The organism is Streptomyces spongiae (genome assembly GCF_009377185.1).
In the GTDB taxonomy this organism is placed as follows: domain Bacteria; phylum Actinomycetota; class Actinomycetes; order Streptomycetales; family Streptomycetaceae; genus Streptomyces; species Streptomyces spongiae.
In genome coordinates this window covers 1-15,515 of sequence record NZ_VJZC01000201.1, presented here as the reverse complement: position 1 = coordinate 15,515, position 15,515 = coordinate 1, and the positions used below count along the sequence as shown (strand labels likewise).

The 15,515-nt window shown below is 66.7% G+C and carries 13 protein-coding genes and 4 pseudogenes; 12 read left to right on the top strand and 5 right to left on the bottom strand.

Going from position 1 to position 15,515, the window contains the following annotated elements:
* The 3 genes and pseudogenes from FNH08_RS25025 to FNH08_RS25015 form a co-directional block, all read right to left on the bottom strand.
* Positions 1-1,137 (bottom strand): annotated as a pseudogene (locus FNH08_RS25025) (ATP-binding protein); the annotation flags it as partial.
* Positions 1,130-1,588: a hypothetical protein gene (locus FNH08_RS25020; protein ID WP_152773804.1), complete on the bottom strand. Its 459-nt coding sequence runs from the start codon at positions 1,586-1,588 to the stop codon at positions 1,130-1,132. The pseudogene FNH08_RS25025 and the gene FNH08_RS25020, both read right to left, overlap by 8 nt.
* A gap of 533 nt (positions 1,589-2,121) precedes the next feature.
* Positions 2,122-3,018 (bottom strand): annotated as a pseudogene (locus tag FNH08_RS25015) (ISAs1 family transposase); the annotation flags it as partial.
* A gap of 718 nt (positions 3,019-3,736) precedes the next feature.
* Between FNH08_RS25015 and FNH08_RS52210 the strand changes: the two are divergent.
* From FNH08_RS52210 to FNH08_RS24995, 6 genes and pseudogenes are all read left to right on the top strand, one after another.
* Positions 3,737-4,639, top strand: a pseudogene (locus FNH08_RS52210) (reverse transcriptase domain-containing protein); the annotation flags it as partial.
* A gap of 76 nt (positions 4,640-4,715) precedes the next feature.
* Complete coding sequence (locus FNH08_RS52205; RefSeq protein WP_322725328.1) at positions 4,716-5,177, top strand: group II intron maturase-specific domain-containing protein; 462 nt, start codon at positions 4,716-4,718, stop codon at positions 5,175-5,177.
* A gap of 43 nt (positions 5,178-5,220) precedes the next feature.
* Positions 5,221-5,532: an HNH endonuclease gene (locus FNH08_RS54050; RefSeq protein ID WP_407704446.1), complete on the top strand. Its 312-nt coding sequence runs from the start codon at positions 5,221-5,223 to the stop codon at positions 5,530-5,532.
* A complete protein-coding gene (locus tag FNH08_RS25005) occupies positions 5,507-5,959 on the top strand; it encodes an HNH endonuclease family protein (protein WP_152773803.1) in 453 nt (150 codons plus the stop codon). Before FNH08_RS54050 ends, FNH08_RS25005 begins: the two co-directional genes overlap by 26 nt.
* 417 nt (positions 5,960-6,376) lie before the next feature.
* Positions 6,377-6,970, top strand: a complete 594-nt coding sequence (locus FNH08_RS25000; RefSeq protein ID WP_322725326.1) for an isochorismatase family protein — start codon at positions 6,377-6,379, stop codon at positions 6,968-6,970.
* Positions 6,971-7,444: 474 nt separating this feature from the next.
* Positions 7,445-7,642, top strand: coding sequence for a hypothetical protein (locus tag FNH08_RS24995; protein WP_152773802.1), 198 nt, complete (start codon positions 7,445-7,447; stop codon positions 7,640-7,642).
* Between the two features lie 68 nt (positions 7,643-7,710).
* Here the strand turns inward: FNH08_RS24995 and FNH08_RS24990 are convergent, their stop codons facing one another.
* Positions 7,711-8,607 (bottom strand): class I SAM-dependent methyltransferase, encoded by an 897-nt coding sequence (locus FNH08_RS24990; RefSeq protein ID WP_322725324.1) that lies wholly within the window; start codon positions 8,605-8,607, stop codon positions 7,711-7,713.
* Between the two features lie 451 nt (positions 8,608-9,058).
* On the opposite strand from FNH08_RS24990, the gene FNH08_RS24985 reads away from it, so the two are divergent.
* The 3 genes from FNH08_RS24985 (at position 9,059) to istB (ending at position 12,342) form a co-directional block, all read left to right on the top strand.
* On the top strand, positions 9,059-10,210 hold the full coding sequence (locus FNH08_RS24985; protein WP_152773801.1) for a site-specific integrase: 1,152 nt from the start codon (positions 9,059-9,061) through the stop codon (positions 10,208-10,210).
* Positions 10,211-10,528: 318 nt separating this feature from the next.
* Entirely contained in the window at positions 10,529-11,548 is a 1,020-nt protein-coding gene (locus FNH08_RS24980) for a Mu transposase domain-containing protein (protein ID WP_228034323.1), read from the top strand.
* Positions 11,545-12,342 (top strand): IS21-like element helper ATPase IstB, encoded by a 798-nt coding sequence (istB, locus tag FNH08_RS24975; protein WP_322725322.1) that lies wholly within the window; start codon positions 11,545-11,547, stop codon positions 12,340-12,342. The genes FNH08_RS24980 and istB overlap by 4 nt, the downstream gene beginning before the upstream one ends.
* Before the next feature lie 81 nt (positions 12,343-12,423).
* On the opposite strand, the gene FNH08_RS24970 is transcribed toward istB, so the two are convergent.
* Positions 12,424-13,041, bottom strand: coding sequence for a TetR/AcrR family transcriptional regulator (locus FNH08_RS24970; protein ID WP_322725321.1), 618 nt, complete (start codon positions 13,039-13,041; stop codon positions 12,424-12,426).
* A gap of 99 nt (positions 13,042-13,140) precedes the next feature.
* Here FNH08_RS24970 and FNH08_RS24965 point away from each other — a divergent pair, with 99 nt between their 5' ends.
* The 3 genes and pseudogenes from FNH08_RS24965 to FNH08_RS53595 form a co-directional block, all read left to right on the top strand.
* Entirely contained in the window at positions 13,141-14,322 is a 1,182-nt protein-coding gene (locus tag FNH08_RS24965) for a cytochrome P450 (RefSeq protein ID WP_152773800.1), read from the top strand.
* A 512-nt stretch (positions 14,323-14,834) separates the two neighbouring features.
* Positions 14,835-15,005 (top strand): hypothetical protein, encoded by a 171-nt coding sequence (locus FNH08_RS50885; protein WP_194238598.1) that lies wholly within the window; start codon positions 14,835-14,837, stop codon positions 15,003-15,005.
* 246 nt (positions 15,006-15,251) lie between these two features.
* Positions 15,252-15,515 (top strand): annotated as a pseudogene (locus FNH08_RS53595) (transposase); the annotation flags it as partial.

The window sequence follows — 15,515 nt, the reverse complement described above, 5'->3', positions numbered from 1 at the left end:
GGTGGGGATCGTGGGGTTGGCGGGCGGGTAGCAGACGCCGTGATCGGCGAGAATCTGCGGCGCATCGAGCTCCAAGCCGAGGTCGCGCAGCATCGCCGCGCCGGTCGGTGCGGGGACGGCGCCCGTCAGCGCTGCGGCGAACACCACCTGGTTCATCACCTGCGGTGAGGTCCGGTACGTACGCTCCGCCGGGTTCAACTCATGGGTGCCGTCACCGTGCAGGCGCGCCCAGTGCAGGTGCTCACGGTCAAGGAGGTAGATGGTGAGGCCCGCCATGTCCGACGGCAGGCGGCTGCCGGTGGCTCGCGCGTCGACAGCGACCAGGGCAGCCATGTGGACGGCGAGGATCAGCCCGAAGTCCTCGTGGCCCAGGGGCGCGGGCGGCGGGATGTCGCTTGAATCGGCGATCCCGTAGAAGGCCGCGAAGCTGCTCCGCGCCGCGTCGTACATCTCGGCACGTTGCTCGGAGCCGTCGGAGGAGAGCGGTGCGAGTTGGTGGGTGGAGGTGCTCGCCTCGTGATTGGCCAGGGTGGCGCGCACGGCGGGCCAAGTGTCGCCGGTGCGGGCGAGGAGCAGGATGCGTGTCGGCATGCCGGGCTGGTGGAGCAAGGCGTTGCTGAACAGCCAGGACAGATGGGTCAGCGGCCAGCGGTCGGCGTAGTCGACGATGAGGAGCACGCCGCGGGCGTGGCGCAGTCGCAGGTCCTGGCTCCCCGGTGGCGGGTGGACGGTGCCGGGTCCGTGGGTCGCCGTGATGACGGTCCAACCCTGGTCGGCGGACCGGGCGGCGAATTCCGCGGCAAGCCGGGTCTTGCCCTGCCCGCCGGGCCCGTACAGCCATCGCGCTGCCAGGCGCGGACGGCTGTCGCGCCACTGGTGCAGCTGGGCCAGGTCTTCCTCGCGGCCGGTGAAGTCCGCCACCTCGTAGCGTGCGTTGAGCATGCGGCTGGGTGACTCCAGCAACCATTCCGGCTCCGGGGTCCGGGGCACGCGCCAAAGCTCCAGCAGGTACAGAGGGGTGCCGTCCCCGAAGACGTGGATATCCGCGCCGATCGCGCCGTAGCCGAAGCCGGATTCGACGTGGACGACCTGCCTCGAACCCGGAGGCGCAGGGTCGCGCCCGTCCGCTTCAGTCACTGTTTCCGTCCCGAGCGGGCATCGGCTGGGGTACGGCGGGTGTGTGGTGCACGGTGATACTGCCGCCCTGGGCGCCGAAGGCCATGCCATGGTCCTTGGCGGAAACGTTCTGGATCCAGCTTGTCTTTCCCTCGCTGGGCAGCTGAGCATTCACGGACGCCACCAGGGCCTCGATCTCCGCTTCGGCCTCTGGGTGCTCGCGAAGCAGGGCGACCAACTGAAGCCGCCAGCCACCCACGAGGTCCCTGCGGGCGGAGTCGGGGTCCGGCTCCTGCCGCACCAGCGCCGCTTCCCGGTCCAACCGAGCTTCGAGAGCACGCTGGTCTTCCGGTTCGGAGCGACGGAACAACCGGATCGTCCCAGCACGGGCGGCGGCCCAGGCACTGGTGGCCATGGCACTCATGATGGTCGTCGCGCCAGTCATCGCAAGCATCGTCAGCGATTCGTCCATGCGTCGTCTCCATGTGGGATGTGGCTGAGCGGCAACCAGCAGGGGCTGGTCAGCACAGCGGTGCGGCAGGAGGGCTCGAACCTGCCGTCCTACCGTCCAGTCTTGGCCACCATCATGCAGACCAGCCCATGAGAGTGCGGCCCGAATCACAAAGATCCCCGCACGTGGGAGGGGGCTCGAACGCGACTTCTGTCGAAGGGAGTTGAACTCACATCTGTTTGGGCGGCGCCGGGCGCATCATCCTCCCCACCTGCCCCAGGCCATCCAGAACCCGGTCTTCGCCGAGGAGGTCCAGCCCCGCGGCTATCTGCGACAACGACGCGCTCAACCGCGACCCAGGGCTTCGAAAACGACATAAACTATCCGGTTTGTGATCATGTGAGGTCGAGGAGTGCGAGGGGGCGGCGGGGGTCGCGGGCGTTGTGGCGGAGGCCAGCCGCGATGTTCTTCGATCCGGCTGCCCGGAGGGCTCCGATGGCGAGGTTGCGCCAGGTGGCCATCGCGCGGGGTGCGTTGCCGGTCCGCAGTTGCGAGGCGTCCTCGGCGAAGGTGGTGTCGCGGACGTGGTGCAGCACCTCGATCGTCCAGTGGTCCCGGACGAGTCGGGCGAGCTGGGCCGGGGTGGCCTGCTCGGCGGTGAGGCTGGTGACGGCGTAGACGGTCTTGACGGTGGTCTTTCCGGTCTTGCGGTCGGTGCGGCGGCGCTTGATCTGGACGGCCTGGCGGGCTCCGGGGAAGAGGAGGTTGTTCACGGTGGCGACCTTGATGCGGCGGATCTCCGAGCGTCCGTGACCGGCGTTCCTGGTGCGGCCCTGGAGCGGGATGTCCTTCCAGGGAAGGGACTTGAGCTGGCGGCGGAGCTTCTTTTGGTTGCCCTTGGCGATCACGATGTAGTGGGCACCACGGCCCATGAGGTAGTCGGCGTGCTCGCGCTGGGTGTGCATGGCGTCGCTGGTGACCACGGTGCCGGCCAGGTCGGCGACGGTATCCAGCAGCGGCTGGAAGCAGGTGATCTCGTTGGTCTTCTCGCCGACGTCCAACTGGGCAAGAACCAGGCCGGTGGCGTGCTCCAGTGCGGCGAGCAGATGGATCTTGCGGTCCTTCGCCTTGGCCGCGCCTCGAAGACTCTTGCCGTCCACGGCCAGGCCGCGCAGCCCGGCGGCCCCGGTCGTCTTGGGGCGGCGGTCCGCCAGCCAGCTCCCGACCGCCCGGTCCAGGGCGTCGCCGTCGAGGCGGGCCAGGAGTCTTCGGACCGTGGTCTCGGCGGGCAGAGCCCGCCTGGGCAGAAGCGGATCGGGGTGAGCACCGACCTGTTCGAGCACGTGCGCTGGGGCGTCGGCGATCCACTCACCGACCGCCAGCAACGAGGTCGCTCCTGCCAGCACCGCGCACGCGGTCAGTGCGAGCACGACGGCCAGGCGGTGGCGCACCCCACGTGGATCACGCGGGTCGGGCACCTCGGCCAGCCGCTCCAGCAGGCCCAGAACCTCCTCGGGTCCGACCCGCGAACTCTCACGCAGTTGGTCAAGGGCAGGCGGGATCAGCGATGATGCGTCGGCAGGCACGGTCTTCCACTCGGATCACGGGGCGTAGAAAACTCCATGATCTTGGAAGCCGGGCCTGTCACGTTCCGCGGACGCCGATGGGAGCAGACCACCACGAACAGGGCGTCACGCGACTACGCCGAAGCCCTGTGATGAGGCCCCGCCAGAGTGAAGTGTCGCAATGGCTCGAAGTCGGCGACACGTAAGAGGACCTAGAGCCGAGAAGCTCAGGATGACCCTTCTGTCCGTACCTAGAAGGGTGCGATCACCATCGGTCCCGGGGTATAGGGGGCGCCCTCCTACGGACGTATCTAACAGGAGCGGAACACGACAACCCCGTAAGGGTCCGGCGGCAGCCGGTAAGCCGGAGGCAACTAAGGCCGAAATCCCTTGCGGGCGCAGGATGACCCGAGAAGCAAACGCTGCTAGAGCGAAAGCTCAGGGGAAAACGTGGAGCCCGGGCCTCACCCGCCACGTATAACCCGGCAGATACGGATTCTGGATCCGGCCCGAAAGGGAGCCCACGCGGGTCAGGTGGGCCTTTGAAGAGATCATGTAAAGCAGCACTAGCCAAGGTGCAAGTTAGATACCGGGAGGGGGCGTCATGGGGACCGAAACGCAGGTAGAGGGAACCGACCAATCCATCCTCCTGGGGAACGGAACCTCGGACGATGCACTGTACTGGAACCTCATTGACTGGGGCAGTGCAGAACGCAACGTAAGGCGGCTTCGACAGAGGATCTTCAAGGCTGCGCAAGAAGGAGACCTGAAGAAGGTCCGAAACCTTCAGAAACTCATGCTGCGGTCGCACTCGAACACGCTGCAAAGCGTTAAGAGGGTGACCCAGACGAGCACCGGAAGGCGTACTGCTGGAGTTGACGGCGAGACAGTCCTCAAGCCTGCGGGCAAAGGAAGACTGGCAAGGTCGATCAGCAAAGATCCAGCGGAGGGTGTCATGCCCGTACGTCGGGTCTATATCCCCAAGACCAGCGGAAAGATGCGACCGCTCGGAATTCCAGTCATCAGAGACCGAGTGCATCAGGCGAGAGTGAAGAACGCACTCGAGCCTGAATGGGAGGCTCGCTTCGAAGCCGGGAGCTACGGCTTCCGGCCCGGACGGAGCTGCCATGACGCAATCGAACAGATCTTCCGGATCACCTCACACCGCCAAGCCAGGCGGGCGTGGGTACTCGATGCGGACCTGGCGAGCGCCTTTGATCGCATCAACCACGATCGGCTCTTGGAGGCCCTCGGAGACTTCCCAGCCAGGGAAGCCATCCGGCGATGGCTCAAAGCAGGAGTCATGGAAAGAGGGAGATTCGCTCCAACCGAGGCGGGCACGCCTCAGGGCGGAGTGATCAGCCCCCTGCTGCTCAACGTGGCCCTGCACGGCATGGAGGAAGCGGCGGGCTGCCGCCCTGGCGCCAGCCGCAAAGAACGCTTGCGGTCACCTCGCACGGTCAGATACGCAGACGATTTCGTCGTGTTCTGCAGGACGGAAGAGGACGCGTGGAACGTCAAGAAGGGACTTGCTGAGTGGCTCTACCCGAAGGGGCTCACCTTCAAACGAGGACAAGACCAAGGTGGTCCATCTCGACGAAGGATTCGACTTCCTCGGGTTCAACATCAGGAAGTACTCGGGAAAGACGCTCATCAAACCGAGCAAGGAAGCCGTGAAGCGGATCACCGAAACGGTAAGGGAAATGACACGCTCACTGTGCCAGGCCCCGACCACAGAGGTTATTAGGCACCTCAACCCGGCGATCAAGGGATGGTCCACCTACTACAGGGGCGCGGTCTCGTCGGAGATCTTCGCATCCCTGGATCACTACATGTGGAAGCGCATGTGGCGGTGGGCCGTGAGGCGCCATCCAAGAAAGTCCAAACAGTGGATCCTGGACAAGTACTGGGGGAAGTACCTTTACCCGGCGAGGAAGGACAGTTGGGTCTTCGGAGACAAGGAAACCGGGAAGTACCTGTGCAAGTTCGCTTGGACCAGAATTACGAGGCACATCCCTGTGAAGGGAACGGTCGTCCAAGGATGACCCAAGCCTCGAAGAGTACTGGGCCGGCAGGACCCGAAAGCGCGTGCATCCGCAGGTTGACGGAGCAAACGTCCACCTCGCAGCACGGCAAAAGGGGCTGTGCCCGCTATGCGGGCAGGACTTGATCGACGGAGCTGGCTATGAGCCGGATTCCGTGCGGGAGTGGGCCAACTGGTTCCAGGCCACATCCCGGACGATCCACAGGCACCACCTGGTCTACCAAAGTCGCGGAGGATCAGACCACGCATCCAACCTCGTACTCATCCATGCCGAATGTCACCAGCAGCACCACGCTGCTGATCGCCATCGCAATCCGAAGAAGGTGAAGAATGCGCAGCCCTCGCGGCCTGCTTGAGCCGGATGCGGTGAAAGTCGCACGTCCGGTTCTGAGGGGGCCCCGGAGCCTGAGAGGGCACGGGGCTACCCGACACGACACCGAGGTCACCAAGACCGACATCGACCACATGGTGCCGCTCGCGGAAGCCTGGGACTCCGGCGCCTCCCAGTGGACCAAGCAGCGCCGCGTCGAGTACGCCAACTACCTCGGTGACGACCGCCACCTGGTGGCGGTCAGCCAGCGGTCCAACCGGCAGAAGTCCGACCAGGACGTAACCACCTGGATCGTGCCCGACAACCCCTCCCAGCGGTGCCGCTACCTGTCCGACCAAGTCGCCGTGAAACTCGGGTGGAACCTGAGCGTGGATCCGGCAGAGCAGGCGGCCATGCGCGACATCGCAGGCGAGTGTCCCGGCACCGAGGTCACCGTCAACCCCGTCCCCTGACCCGGGCGGCGCATGGGTCCCGCACCGGGAGAGCGCGGGACTCACGGCGAGAGCCACAACGGCACACTGCGGGCACGGTTTCACTGGTCGAACGCGTGCCGTGTGCCAACCCCTCCGGAACGCGGCCCCAGCCCTCCCGTCCCAACTGAGCGAAGAGCCCCCGCTGGGTGCCCTTGCACGTGCGCGGCTGCCGCTGTCCTCTCAGTCAGGTGTCATCTGTACCCAGGGGGAGGCGTAGTTGTTGAGGTGGCAGTTGACGTTCCCGGAACGACGAGCTAATCGGACTCGCCTGACAGTAGGGATCGAACGCGTGCGCGGAACCAGCCCGGTCAGGTGAATCCCGGGCCTGTGGTGCGTCCGTTCACAGCGGACGGGCAGGCATACAAGCACGGGTTCTCGCGAGGAAGGGATTGCGCTGTGCGCCGTGCTCTGATCGTCGTCGATGTGCAGAAGGACTTCTGCGAGGGCGGCAGCATCCCGGTCAAGGGCGGCACCGACCGGGCCCGTGCCATCGCCGAAATGGTCCAGAACTCCGCCGGCAGCGAGTACGCGCACATCGTCGCCACCCGCGACCACCACATCGATCCAGGCGACCACTTCTCCGACCACCCGGACTACCAAAACTCCTTCCCCGTGCACTGCGTGGCCAGCAGCGAGGGAAGCGCATTCCACCCGAACTTCGCGCCGGCAGCCGCTTCCGGCGCCGTCGACGAGGTCTTCTACAAGGGCGCGCACTCCGCATCGAAGAGCGGCTTCGAAGGCTCGACCGCGGACGGCACACCACTGGCCGACTGGCTTCACGCGCGCAGCGTCAGCGACGTCGACGTCGTCGGTATCGCCACCGACCACTGTGTGAAGGCCACCGCGCTGGACGGCGCGAAAGCCGGCTTCGCCGTGCGTGTCCTGCTCGACTACACCGCCGGCGTGGCCACCGACACCACCGACCACGCCATCAAGGAACTGCGTCAGGCCGGCGTCGCTCTCACCGGCACGCCTGTTGTCATCGACTGAATGACTAGCCTTCGTCCAGGGCTTGACCAACGCGGAGCAACGTACGGGAACAGGGCGGAGTTGCCCTTGGTACAGCGCGGCCCAACGGGCCTGCGCTCCCTGTGCGCAGGCGGTCACCACCACCTCGCTCGTGACGGCGACAACCCGCAGGGCCTGCTCCCTCCGCACCCGCCCGCTGCACTGCACGTCGCGTCGTAGACCGTCTGCCCTGCCGCGAAGCTGCGTACCGGCTTCACCGCCGTCCCGGCCGGGATGCCCGGCACCGGACAGCCGCTCAGCGCCGACTGGGCGCCCGGCCAAGCCGCGCGGGAGAGCTTGCCCAGGGGGCCACCTTCGGCTTGACAGGGGTCAGCGGCTGACCGGCTCCGGGTAGCGCTCCCGGCGGCGGTACGGGTCATCCACTCGCCTCCGACTTTGCCGCACTTGTCACCCGAGTAGCGCTTCCGCCATGCGGTCGAGTTCTTCTTCAACCACATGGAGGCCGATGCCGAGCACGGCCCAGAGTGGCTGGACGGGGTGGTCGTGCCCGTCGTGGAGGCAGAACCGGAGGCGGGTATCGAAATGGTCACCGGCGGGGCCCTTCGCATGCTGGCCATGCGCCGATACAACGAATGCCTTGCTCACCGCCTCGGGCTTGCCGAAACCTCGGCGTTCGCGCCGCTGACCCGCTAGCGGAGCCGGTGCCGAACGGAGCTCGCCGGCCCTGCCACAGTGCAGTCGAAACACAGTGTGGTGCAGGCTCAGCGGTCTGGTTTGTCGCAAACCAGGGCGTGGTAGCTGGCTGTTCGCCCTAGGGCCTGGTGGGCTTGCATTACGGCAGTGACGTTCGTCCAGTCTTGGTGGGTGAGTTCTGACAGGCCGGGCCACCGCAGACGTAGCGCGCGGCGGCCCGCCTGGGTGGATGTAAGGCGGCTGGTCAGTCCGAGGAGCTGGGTGGAACGGTGAATGACCGGACGGGTCCAGTCCAGCAGCGCATGGACTTGGAAGCCGGCGGCCGTGGCGTGAGCAACGTAGGTCGCCGGGGTGTCGAACTCGTCGAACTTCCACGTGCTGCGCACCAGCCTGTCGTGGTCCATCTCGGCGAGCGTCTGCGGTGCTGTGTCGGGCCAGGTGATGTCTACCAGGACAAGGCGGCCACCGGGGCGCAGCACCCTGTGGCTTTCTGCGAGGAAGGCACGGCGGCCGTCCGGTCCGAAGTGGAAGGCGGCTTCCAGGCAGTGGACGCGGTCGATGCTGCCTTGGGTGAGTTCCACGCCTGCGGCCTGTTCGGGCAGGTGGGTCACGTCGGCGACGGCGAAGGAGACACGGGGCCGGTGGCCGAATCGTTCGCGGGCCCATTCGATCTGCTGGGGCTGGAGGTCGACGCCGAGGGCCTGGCAGCCTTTGTCGGCGAGGGCCGCGGTGGTGTGGCCGCGTCCGCAGGCGGCGTCCAGGACGACATCTCCGGGCACGGTGTCCAGCAGGGCCAGTGACTTGCGTGCGAGAGTCCGTTGGAAGGAGGCCAGCCCGCCGAGGAACGCGGGCAGCGTTGGCAGGGTGAAGTAGCCGATGTTGACCAGGTCACCCCAGCCCAGATGGCCAAGAAAGCGGAACAGGATGCTGGTGTCGTTGTAGGCGTCGGCGAGGTTTTCTTCCACTAGTTTGTCTCTCTTGCGGGCCGTGGAGCGATGGCGTGGTGCTGGCGGCGTGGCCTGCGGTCGGCTCAGGCTGGTGCGCGCGTCTCATGCGGCTGGTGCATGTGCTGTTGGTGCAGCGCCCTGCGGTCTGGTTACCGGTCGACGGCTGTTCGGCCACTGCTGCTTTGGGGGGCGGGAGTGGGCCCGGCTCAGGTAGGCGTGGCCGATGGGGTCGAGGTCGGGGAGGCCGAGGAATCCGGTCGCGCCAGTGAGCAGTACGGGCCAACTCTCCTGAAGGAAGCGGTGGGGGCGACAGGAGACGCTACGTGGTTGCCGTTGGTTCACGGGCGGTGATGCAGTGCAATGTCCACATGACCACTCGCACGAGCGGTGGGACGCGCGACGGGCGTTGACCACTCGTCCGGTTGCTTTCGGTGCCGAGTCCGCACAGTGAAAGGTTGACGCCGCCGCCATGTTGGCTGCCGCCCGCCACGCTGCACCGGGCGAGACGTTCACCGCCGCCGAGCAGACATTGGTACGCGTCGCCCCGCGCCGGTCGGCGGCCGCCAAAGTGTTGGCCGAGGACCCCGTCACCGGCCACCGACGCGATCTCGGACGCGAGGAGGACCACGCCTTCTGGGCCTTCGCCATCGTCGAGGTCCTGCGGGCCACCGGCATCCGGGTCGAGGAACTCACCGAGCTCTCCCACCACAGCCTGATCCAATACCGACTGTCCACCACCGGCGAGCTCATCCCGCTCCTGCAGATCGTTCCGTCGAAGACCGACACGGAACGGCTCCTGGTCGTCAGCCCCGAACTCGCCGAGGTCCGCTCCACGATCATCCGCCGGGTCCGCGACAACAACGGCCGAGTCCCCCTGGTCCCCGCCTACGACCACTACGAGCGCACCTGGCTGCCGCCTGCACCACTGCTGTTCCAGCGACACTGCGGTTACGAGAACCGGGCGATCAGCTCGGGCGCCGTCCGGAAGATGCTCACTACCGCGCTCGCACACACCGGACTGACGGACTCCGTCACCGGCGGCCCGTTGCTCTTCACGCCGCACGACTTCCGCCGACTGTTCATCACCGACGCCGTCCTCGGCGGCCTGCCACCGCACATCGCCCAGGTCATCGCCGGGCACCAGGACATCAACGTCACCCTCGGCTACAAGGCGGTCTATCCCGACGAGGCGGTCCAAGCCCACCTGGCCTTCCTGGCCCGTCGACGAGCCATGCGGCCAACCGATGAATACGGCGTCCCGACCGATGAGGAGTGGACTGAGTTCCTGGGCCACTTCGAGCGGCGCAAGGTCTCCATCGGCACCTGCGGCCGCTCGTTCAGCACCCCCTGCATCCACGAACACGCCTGCGTCCGCTGTCCGATGCTCTGGCCCGACCCCGCCCAACGCGACCGGCTGGTGGAGATCCGCGACAACCTTCACGCCCGCATCCCGGAGGCCGAGCGCGAGGGCTGGCTCGGCGAGGTCGAGGGACTGCGAGTCAGCCTCGCTGGCGCCGAAGACAAACTCGCCCAGCTCGACCGTCGCAGCAGCAACCGCACCGTTGTCGACCTCGGCACCCCCACTCCGCGAAAGGCAGCGGTCGCCCAAACAGACCAATGACCCCGTGTTGATCAAGAACAGGGAGCGTCAGTTCGCCCGGGACCGATCGTGACTCGCACGGGGCATTGCCGCCCGAGTCCACTGGACAAGGCGGTCAAGGACCGACAACACGACTTCTTGGCGCTGCGACGGAAGAAAAGGCCACGTCAGCCATGCTGGCGCGGACAACAACACGACCGTCAGGAGAGGAAGCAGGAACAAAGCAACGAGAAACGGGCGCGACAGCCACACGGACATGCGTCAGCCTCCAGGACTCTTCCCGGAAAGGGAACCGTGCTGGATGGCGACGCAAACTGGGCAGCCCAGGCGTACACGCGCATGGAATCTCCGGCCAGAGCCGACATCCAGATATCGCTCAGACCATACCCCCAACTTCAGCTGCAAAACCGCGAGTTCAGAGAATACGGCATCGACGCGGTCTACTGCCTGCCCGGCATCGAAGGCGCCCACGAGAAGGGAGGGGTCGAGGGGCAGATCGGCTGGTTCCGCCGGAACCACATGGTCCCCGTCCCAGAAGTCGTCTCCCTTGCCCAGCTGAACGCGATGATCGAGCAGTGGGATGAGGAGGACGAACAGCGCCGGATCGGCTCCCGGCCGCGGCCGGTGAGCGAGTACTTCGCCGTCGAACGGCCACTGCTGCCGTTACCGGACGAACCCTTCGAGACCGGGCGGTTGTTCAGCCTGCGGGTCGACCGCTTCAGCCAGATCAGCGTCCGCACCAACCGCTACTCGGTGCCGGTGCGGCTGATCGGCCGGACGCTCCGGGCAATGCTGCACGCGTCCGAGCTGGTGGTCTACGACGGCCAGCAGGAGGTCGCCCGCCACGAACGGCTGATCGCCAAGGGACAGACTCGGCTGGATCTGGACCACTACCTGGAAGCCCTGGTCCGCAAGTCCGGAGCGTTTCCCGGGGCCACCGCCCTCGAACAGGCCCGTTCCGCAGGGAAGTTCACGCCGGTCCACGAAGCCTGGTGGGAGGCGGCGAAGGCCGCCCACGGCGAGCGGGACGGCACCCGGGCCCTGATCGAAGTCCTGCTGATGGGCCGCCACGTCCCCCACGAACACCTGGTCGCCGGGCTCGCCTCCGCGCTCAGGGCCGGCGCGCTGACCGCGGACGCGGTCGCCCTGGAGGCGCGGAAGGCGGCCGAAGCCGACGAGGTCGCGGCTCCTGTCGTCCCTGCGGAGCCGGAACGGACGAACGTGACCTCGCTGACCGAACGGCGGCTTGCCCAGCTGCCGCCCGACGCCCGGCCGCTGCCCTCGGTCGCGGCCTACGACCAGCTGCTGCGAGCACGGCAGCCGGCCGACCGCCCCGCCATCCAGGGAGAGATGCCGTGACACTCAAACGACACCGAGGGCTGACCGAACAGGCCGCCACCGCCGCCGTCGACCAGGCATGCCGCATGCTGAGGCTGCCTACCATCCGGGCCCAGTTCCCCGAACTGGCCGAAGCCGCCGCCCGCGACCAGATGTCGTATCGCGGCTTCCTCGCCGAACTGCTGATGGCCGAGTGCGACGACCGGGCCCGCCGCCGCTCCGAACGACGCATCAAGGCGGCGCAGTTCCCGCGAGAGAAGTCGATCAGGGCCTTCGACTTCGACGCCAACCCGAACATCGACCCAGCCGTCATCCACACCCTGGCCACCTGCGAATGGGTCAAGAAAGGACTGCCGCTCTGCCTGATCGGCGACTCCGGAACCGGCAAGTCCCACCTCCTGATCGCGCTCGGCACCGAGGCCGCCATGGCTGGCTTCCGGGTCCGCTACACACTGGCCACCAAGCTGGTCAACGAGCTGGTCGAGGCCGCGGACGAGAAGATCCTGACAAAGACCATCGCCCGCTACGGGCGCGTCGATCTCCTCTGCATAGACGAACTCAGCTACATGGAGCTGGACCGCAGGGGCGCTGAGCTGCTGTTCCAGGTGCTGACCGAACGCGAGGAGAAGAACAGCGTCGCCATCGCCTCCAACGAGTCGTTTGGCGGGTGGACCAAAACGTTCACCGATCCGCGACTCTGCGCGGCCATCGTCGACCGCCTCACCTTCGGCGGGAACATCATCGAGACCGGCACCGACTCCTACCGGCTCGCCAGCACCCGGGCCGCCCGGGCGCAGAGCGCAGCCTCAGGCTGACCCGTCCGAGCCTCAAAAACCGGCCAGAGACTGCGTTCACCGCTATCCGTGCCACGACCGAGTGCGCGTGCGCTGAACACGCTAAGCCGGGCGGGGGAGCGAGTTGAGGCCGTCGATCGCGATGTCGGTGGCCCTTTGAACGGCTTTGTAGGTCTGCTCCGGCCGGTTGCCCCGCTTTTGGCATGCGGCGACGACGACCTTGATCGCCCCGACCAGCGAGCCCACCGCCGCGGCGGCCTCGACGAGGTCCAGCTCGGGGCAAGCGAGGTGGAGCGCTTCGGTCAGCTGTAGCTGGATGTCGAACAGCAGGTGCAGTTCGCGCGCCTGAAGTGCCGGGACCGACGCGATCAGCCGGGTCCGAGCTGGGCCGACCTTCCGCGCCAACTCCGAGTCCGTGTCCGCGAAAACACTCTGGTCGATGACGCGCCGCATCAGGTCGGCCACCGGTTCGCCGGGCTGCCGTTCTCCGATGATCTCGACCGCGCGCTCCAGCCGCGACCTGTCGTCGAAGAAGACGATGTCGTCCTTGCTGTCGAAGTAGCTGAAGAAGGTCCGTGTCGCGATGTCTGCGGTGGCCGCGATCTCCGCCACGGTTGTCTGGTCGTAACCCTTCTCGGCGAACAATCGCAGGGCGCCTTCGATGAGCGCTTGCCTCGTGCGCATCTTCTTCCGCTGGCGCAGCCCTGGGTCGCTCGTCACGACAGCACCTTACCGCATGCGATGTAATTTTGCATTCATTGACGTTTTGCATCAAGTGCTGTTTTATCGAGAGGTCCGTACCGACCGAGGAGCGGCCCGATGGAGAGCACGTCCCCGGCAGTAGTCATGCCCACGGCCCGCCAGAACCCGTTCGATCCGCCCGAGGAACTGCGCCGCCGGCAGGGACTCGGCCCAATCCATCGGATGACCTACGTCGACGGTGGTCAGGGGTGGTTGGTGACCGGCTACGCCGCAGCGCGGGCGATCCTGGCAGATCCCCGATTCAGCGTCCGCCCGGACCACATGCGCTCACCGATTGCCCAGCCGGCAACGGCGCCCGTGCCGCCGGGATTCTTCCTCCGCATGGACCCGCCCGAGCACGACCACTATCGGCGGTTGCTCACCGGTGACTTCACGGTGCGCCGGATAAAGCTCCTCGAACCGGAGATCGAAGCGATCGTCAATGACCAGTTGAACGCGATGGAGCTCGCCGGGGGCCCGGCCGACCTGTTCAAGGCATTCGCGCTGCCGATCCCGTCACAAGTGATCGGCGAACTGCTCGGGGTGCCCTACTCCGACAGGCAGGGGTTCCAGCGGAACGCCGCCACGCTCTTGAACGTCGACCTCACACCGGAACGCCGGCAAGAGGCGGTCAGGGAGCTCATGGCATATCTACGGGACCTGCTGCGCCACAAGCGTTCCCGGCCAGAGGAAGATGTGCTCAGCGGGCTCGCTGCGCACGAGGGACTTACTGCGGACGAGAGGGCCGGACTGGCGCTCCTGCTCCTGATCGCCGGGCATGAGACGACGGCGAACATGCTTGCGCTGGGCACTTTCGCTCTGCTGGCCGACCCCGCACAGTTAGCCGAGGTCCGCGGCAAGGAGGAATACGCCCCTGCAGTGGTCGAGGAGCTGCTGCGTTACCTCACGATCATCCATCACGTGGTCCGCGTCGCGCTCGAGGACATCGAGCTCCACGGCTGCCTGATCAAGGCCGGCGAGTCCGTCACCGTCGCACTTTCCGCGGCGAACCGGGACGCTGACCATTTCGCCGACCCGGACGCGCTTGACCTCACCCGCTCCACGGCCGGACACCTCGCGTTCGGCCACGGCCTCCACCGGTGCCTCGGGCAGCGACTGGCCCGCGCCGAAATGCGCATCGCCCTCCCCGCACTGCTTCGCCGCTTCCCGGCACTACGTCTCACTGTCGCGCCCGAGGAAGTGCCACTGCGGTCGGCCATGACGGTCTACGGCGTGCATGAACTTCCGGTCACCTGGTAGGCAGATCAAGGTCGAGAAGAACGACGGGTGCTCGGCGACTTGCAGCGCGACGTCTGTGAGTTTGAGCAATGCCCCTTCACTGCCGGCTCCCCACCGCCATCCGGCCCTTCAAGCACCGCCCGCATCGGACCACGATCGTCTGGATCAAACTCACCCAGGCGCACGGCATGGATCAGTTGCGGCCTCCGGTGTTGTCACTTCTCATCGACATTTCCGACCCGAGTGATCGCTAAGTGCTTCCGGAAGCCGCCGACAAATGTTGTCCGTTCCCACCTACGAAACCACACAACGGACTGGTTGCGGTGCAGGACGGCATCGCCACGGTCCACACCGGTATCCACACCGGAGATGTCGACGTCACCGTCACCTTGCACACCGGCGCCCCGCGCCCAGGGACGCCGAGTGGGAGGAGATCGTCGAGGTGTCCCTGCACTCGGAATCCGGAAAGCTCATGGTGCGCGGCCTGATGGACGACCTGGACGAAAAGCTGCCTGTCCTGTCCCTCGGCGGCCTTGGGGATTACCCGGCTCCGCATCCATGCCCGGGGCCGTGACACCGCTGTCGATCTCGCCCCCGACGAGGTCACCGAGTGGTACCTCATCCAGGCATGGCCGGCACCCGTCCAGGACGCGAACGTGCTGCGCCAGACGGACAGCTACGGAGCCTCCATCCGAACGGACTGACCGTCGGCCCGTCACGACTGCCGGTGACCAGGCACGGAGCGGTGGACAGGGCCTCGGGGCACGAGTGAGGCGTCGAGCAGCGGGGGCGGGGCGGCCCGGTGCCGGCCGGGGAAGCCGGTGAGGCAATTCTGGTGGCTGCCTGCCCGTCTGCCCGGCATGCTCCAGGGATGAATACTGCGTCCGGCCTGCTCCCTGTCGTCTACGCGGACGAGTCCTCGAACTCCGGGCAGAACCTTCTCGATCCCCATCCACGACTCCGCCGCCGACACCCGACTCCTGACCGAAGTCCGCGACCGCCACCCCACCGTCACCAAAGCCTGGGCCGACAACGGCTACAAGACCAAAGCCGTCGAACAAGCCGCCCACCTCGGCATCGACCTCGAAATCGTCCAACGCGACCCCAACACCCACGGCTTCCACTTCCAGCCCCGCCGCTGGGTCATCGAACGCACCCTCGGCTGGCTCATGCACCACCGCCGCCCGGCCCGCGACTACGAAACCCACCCCCAC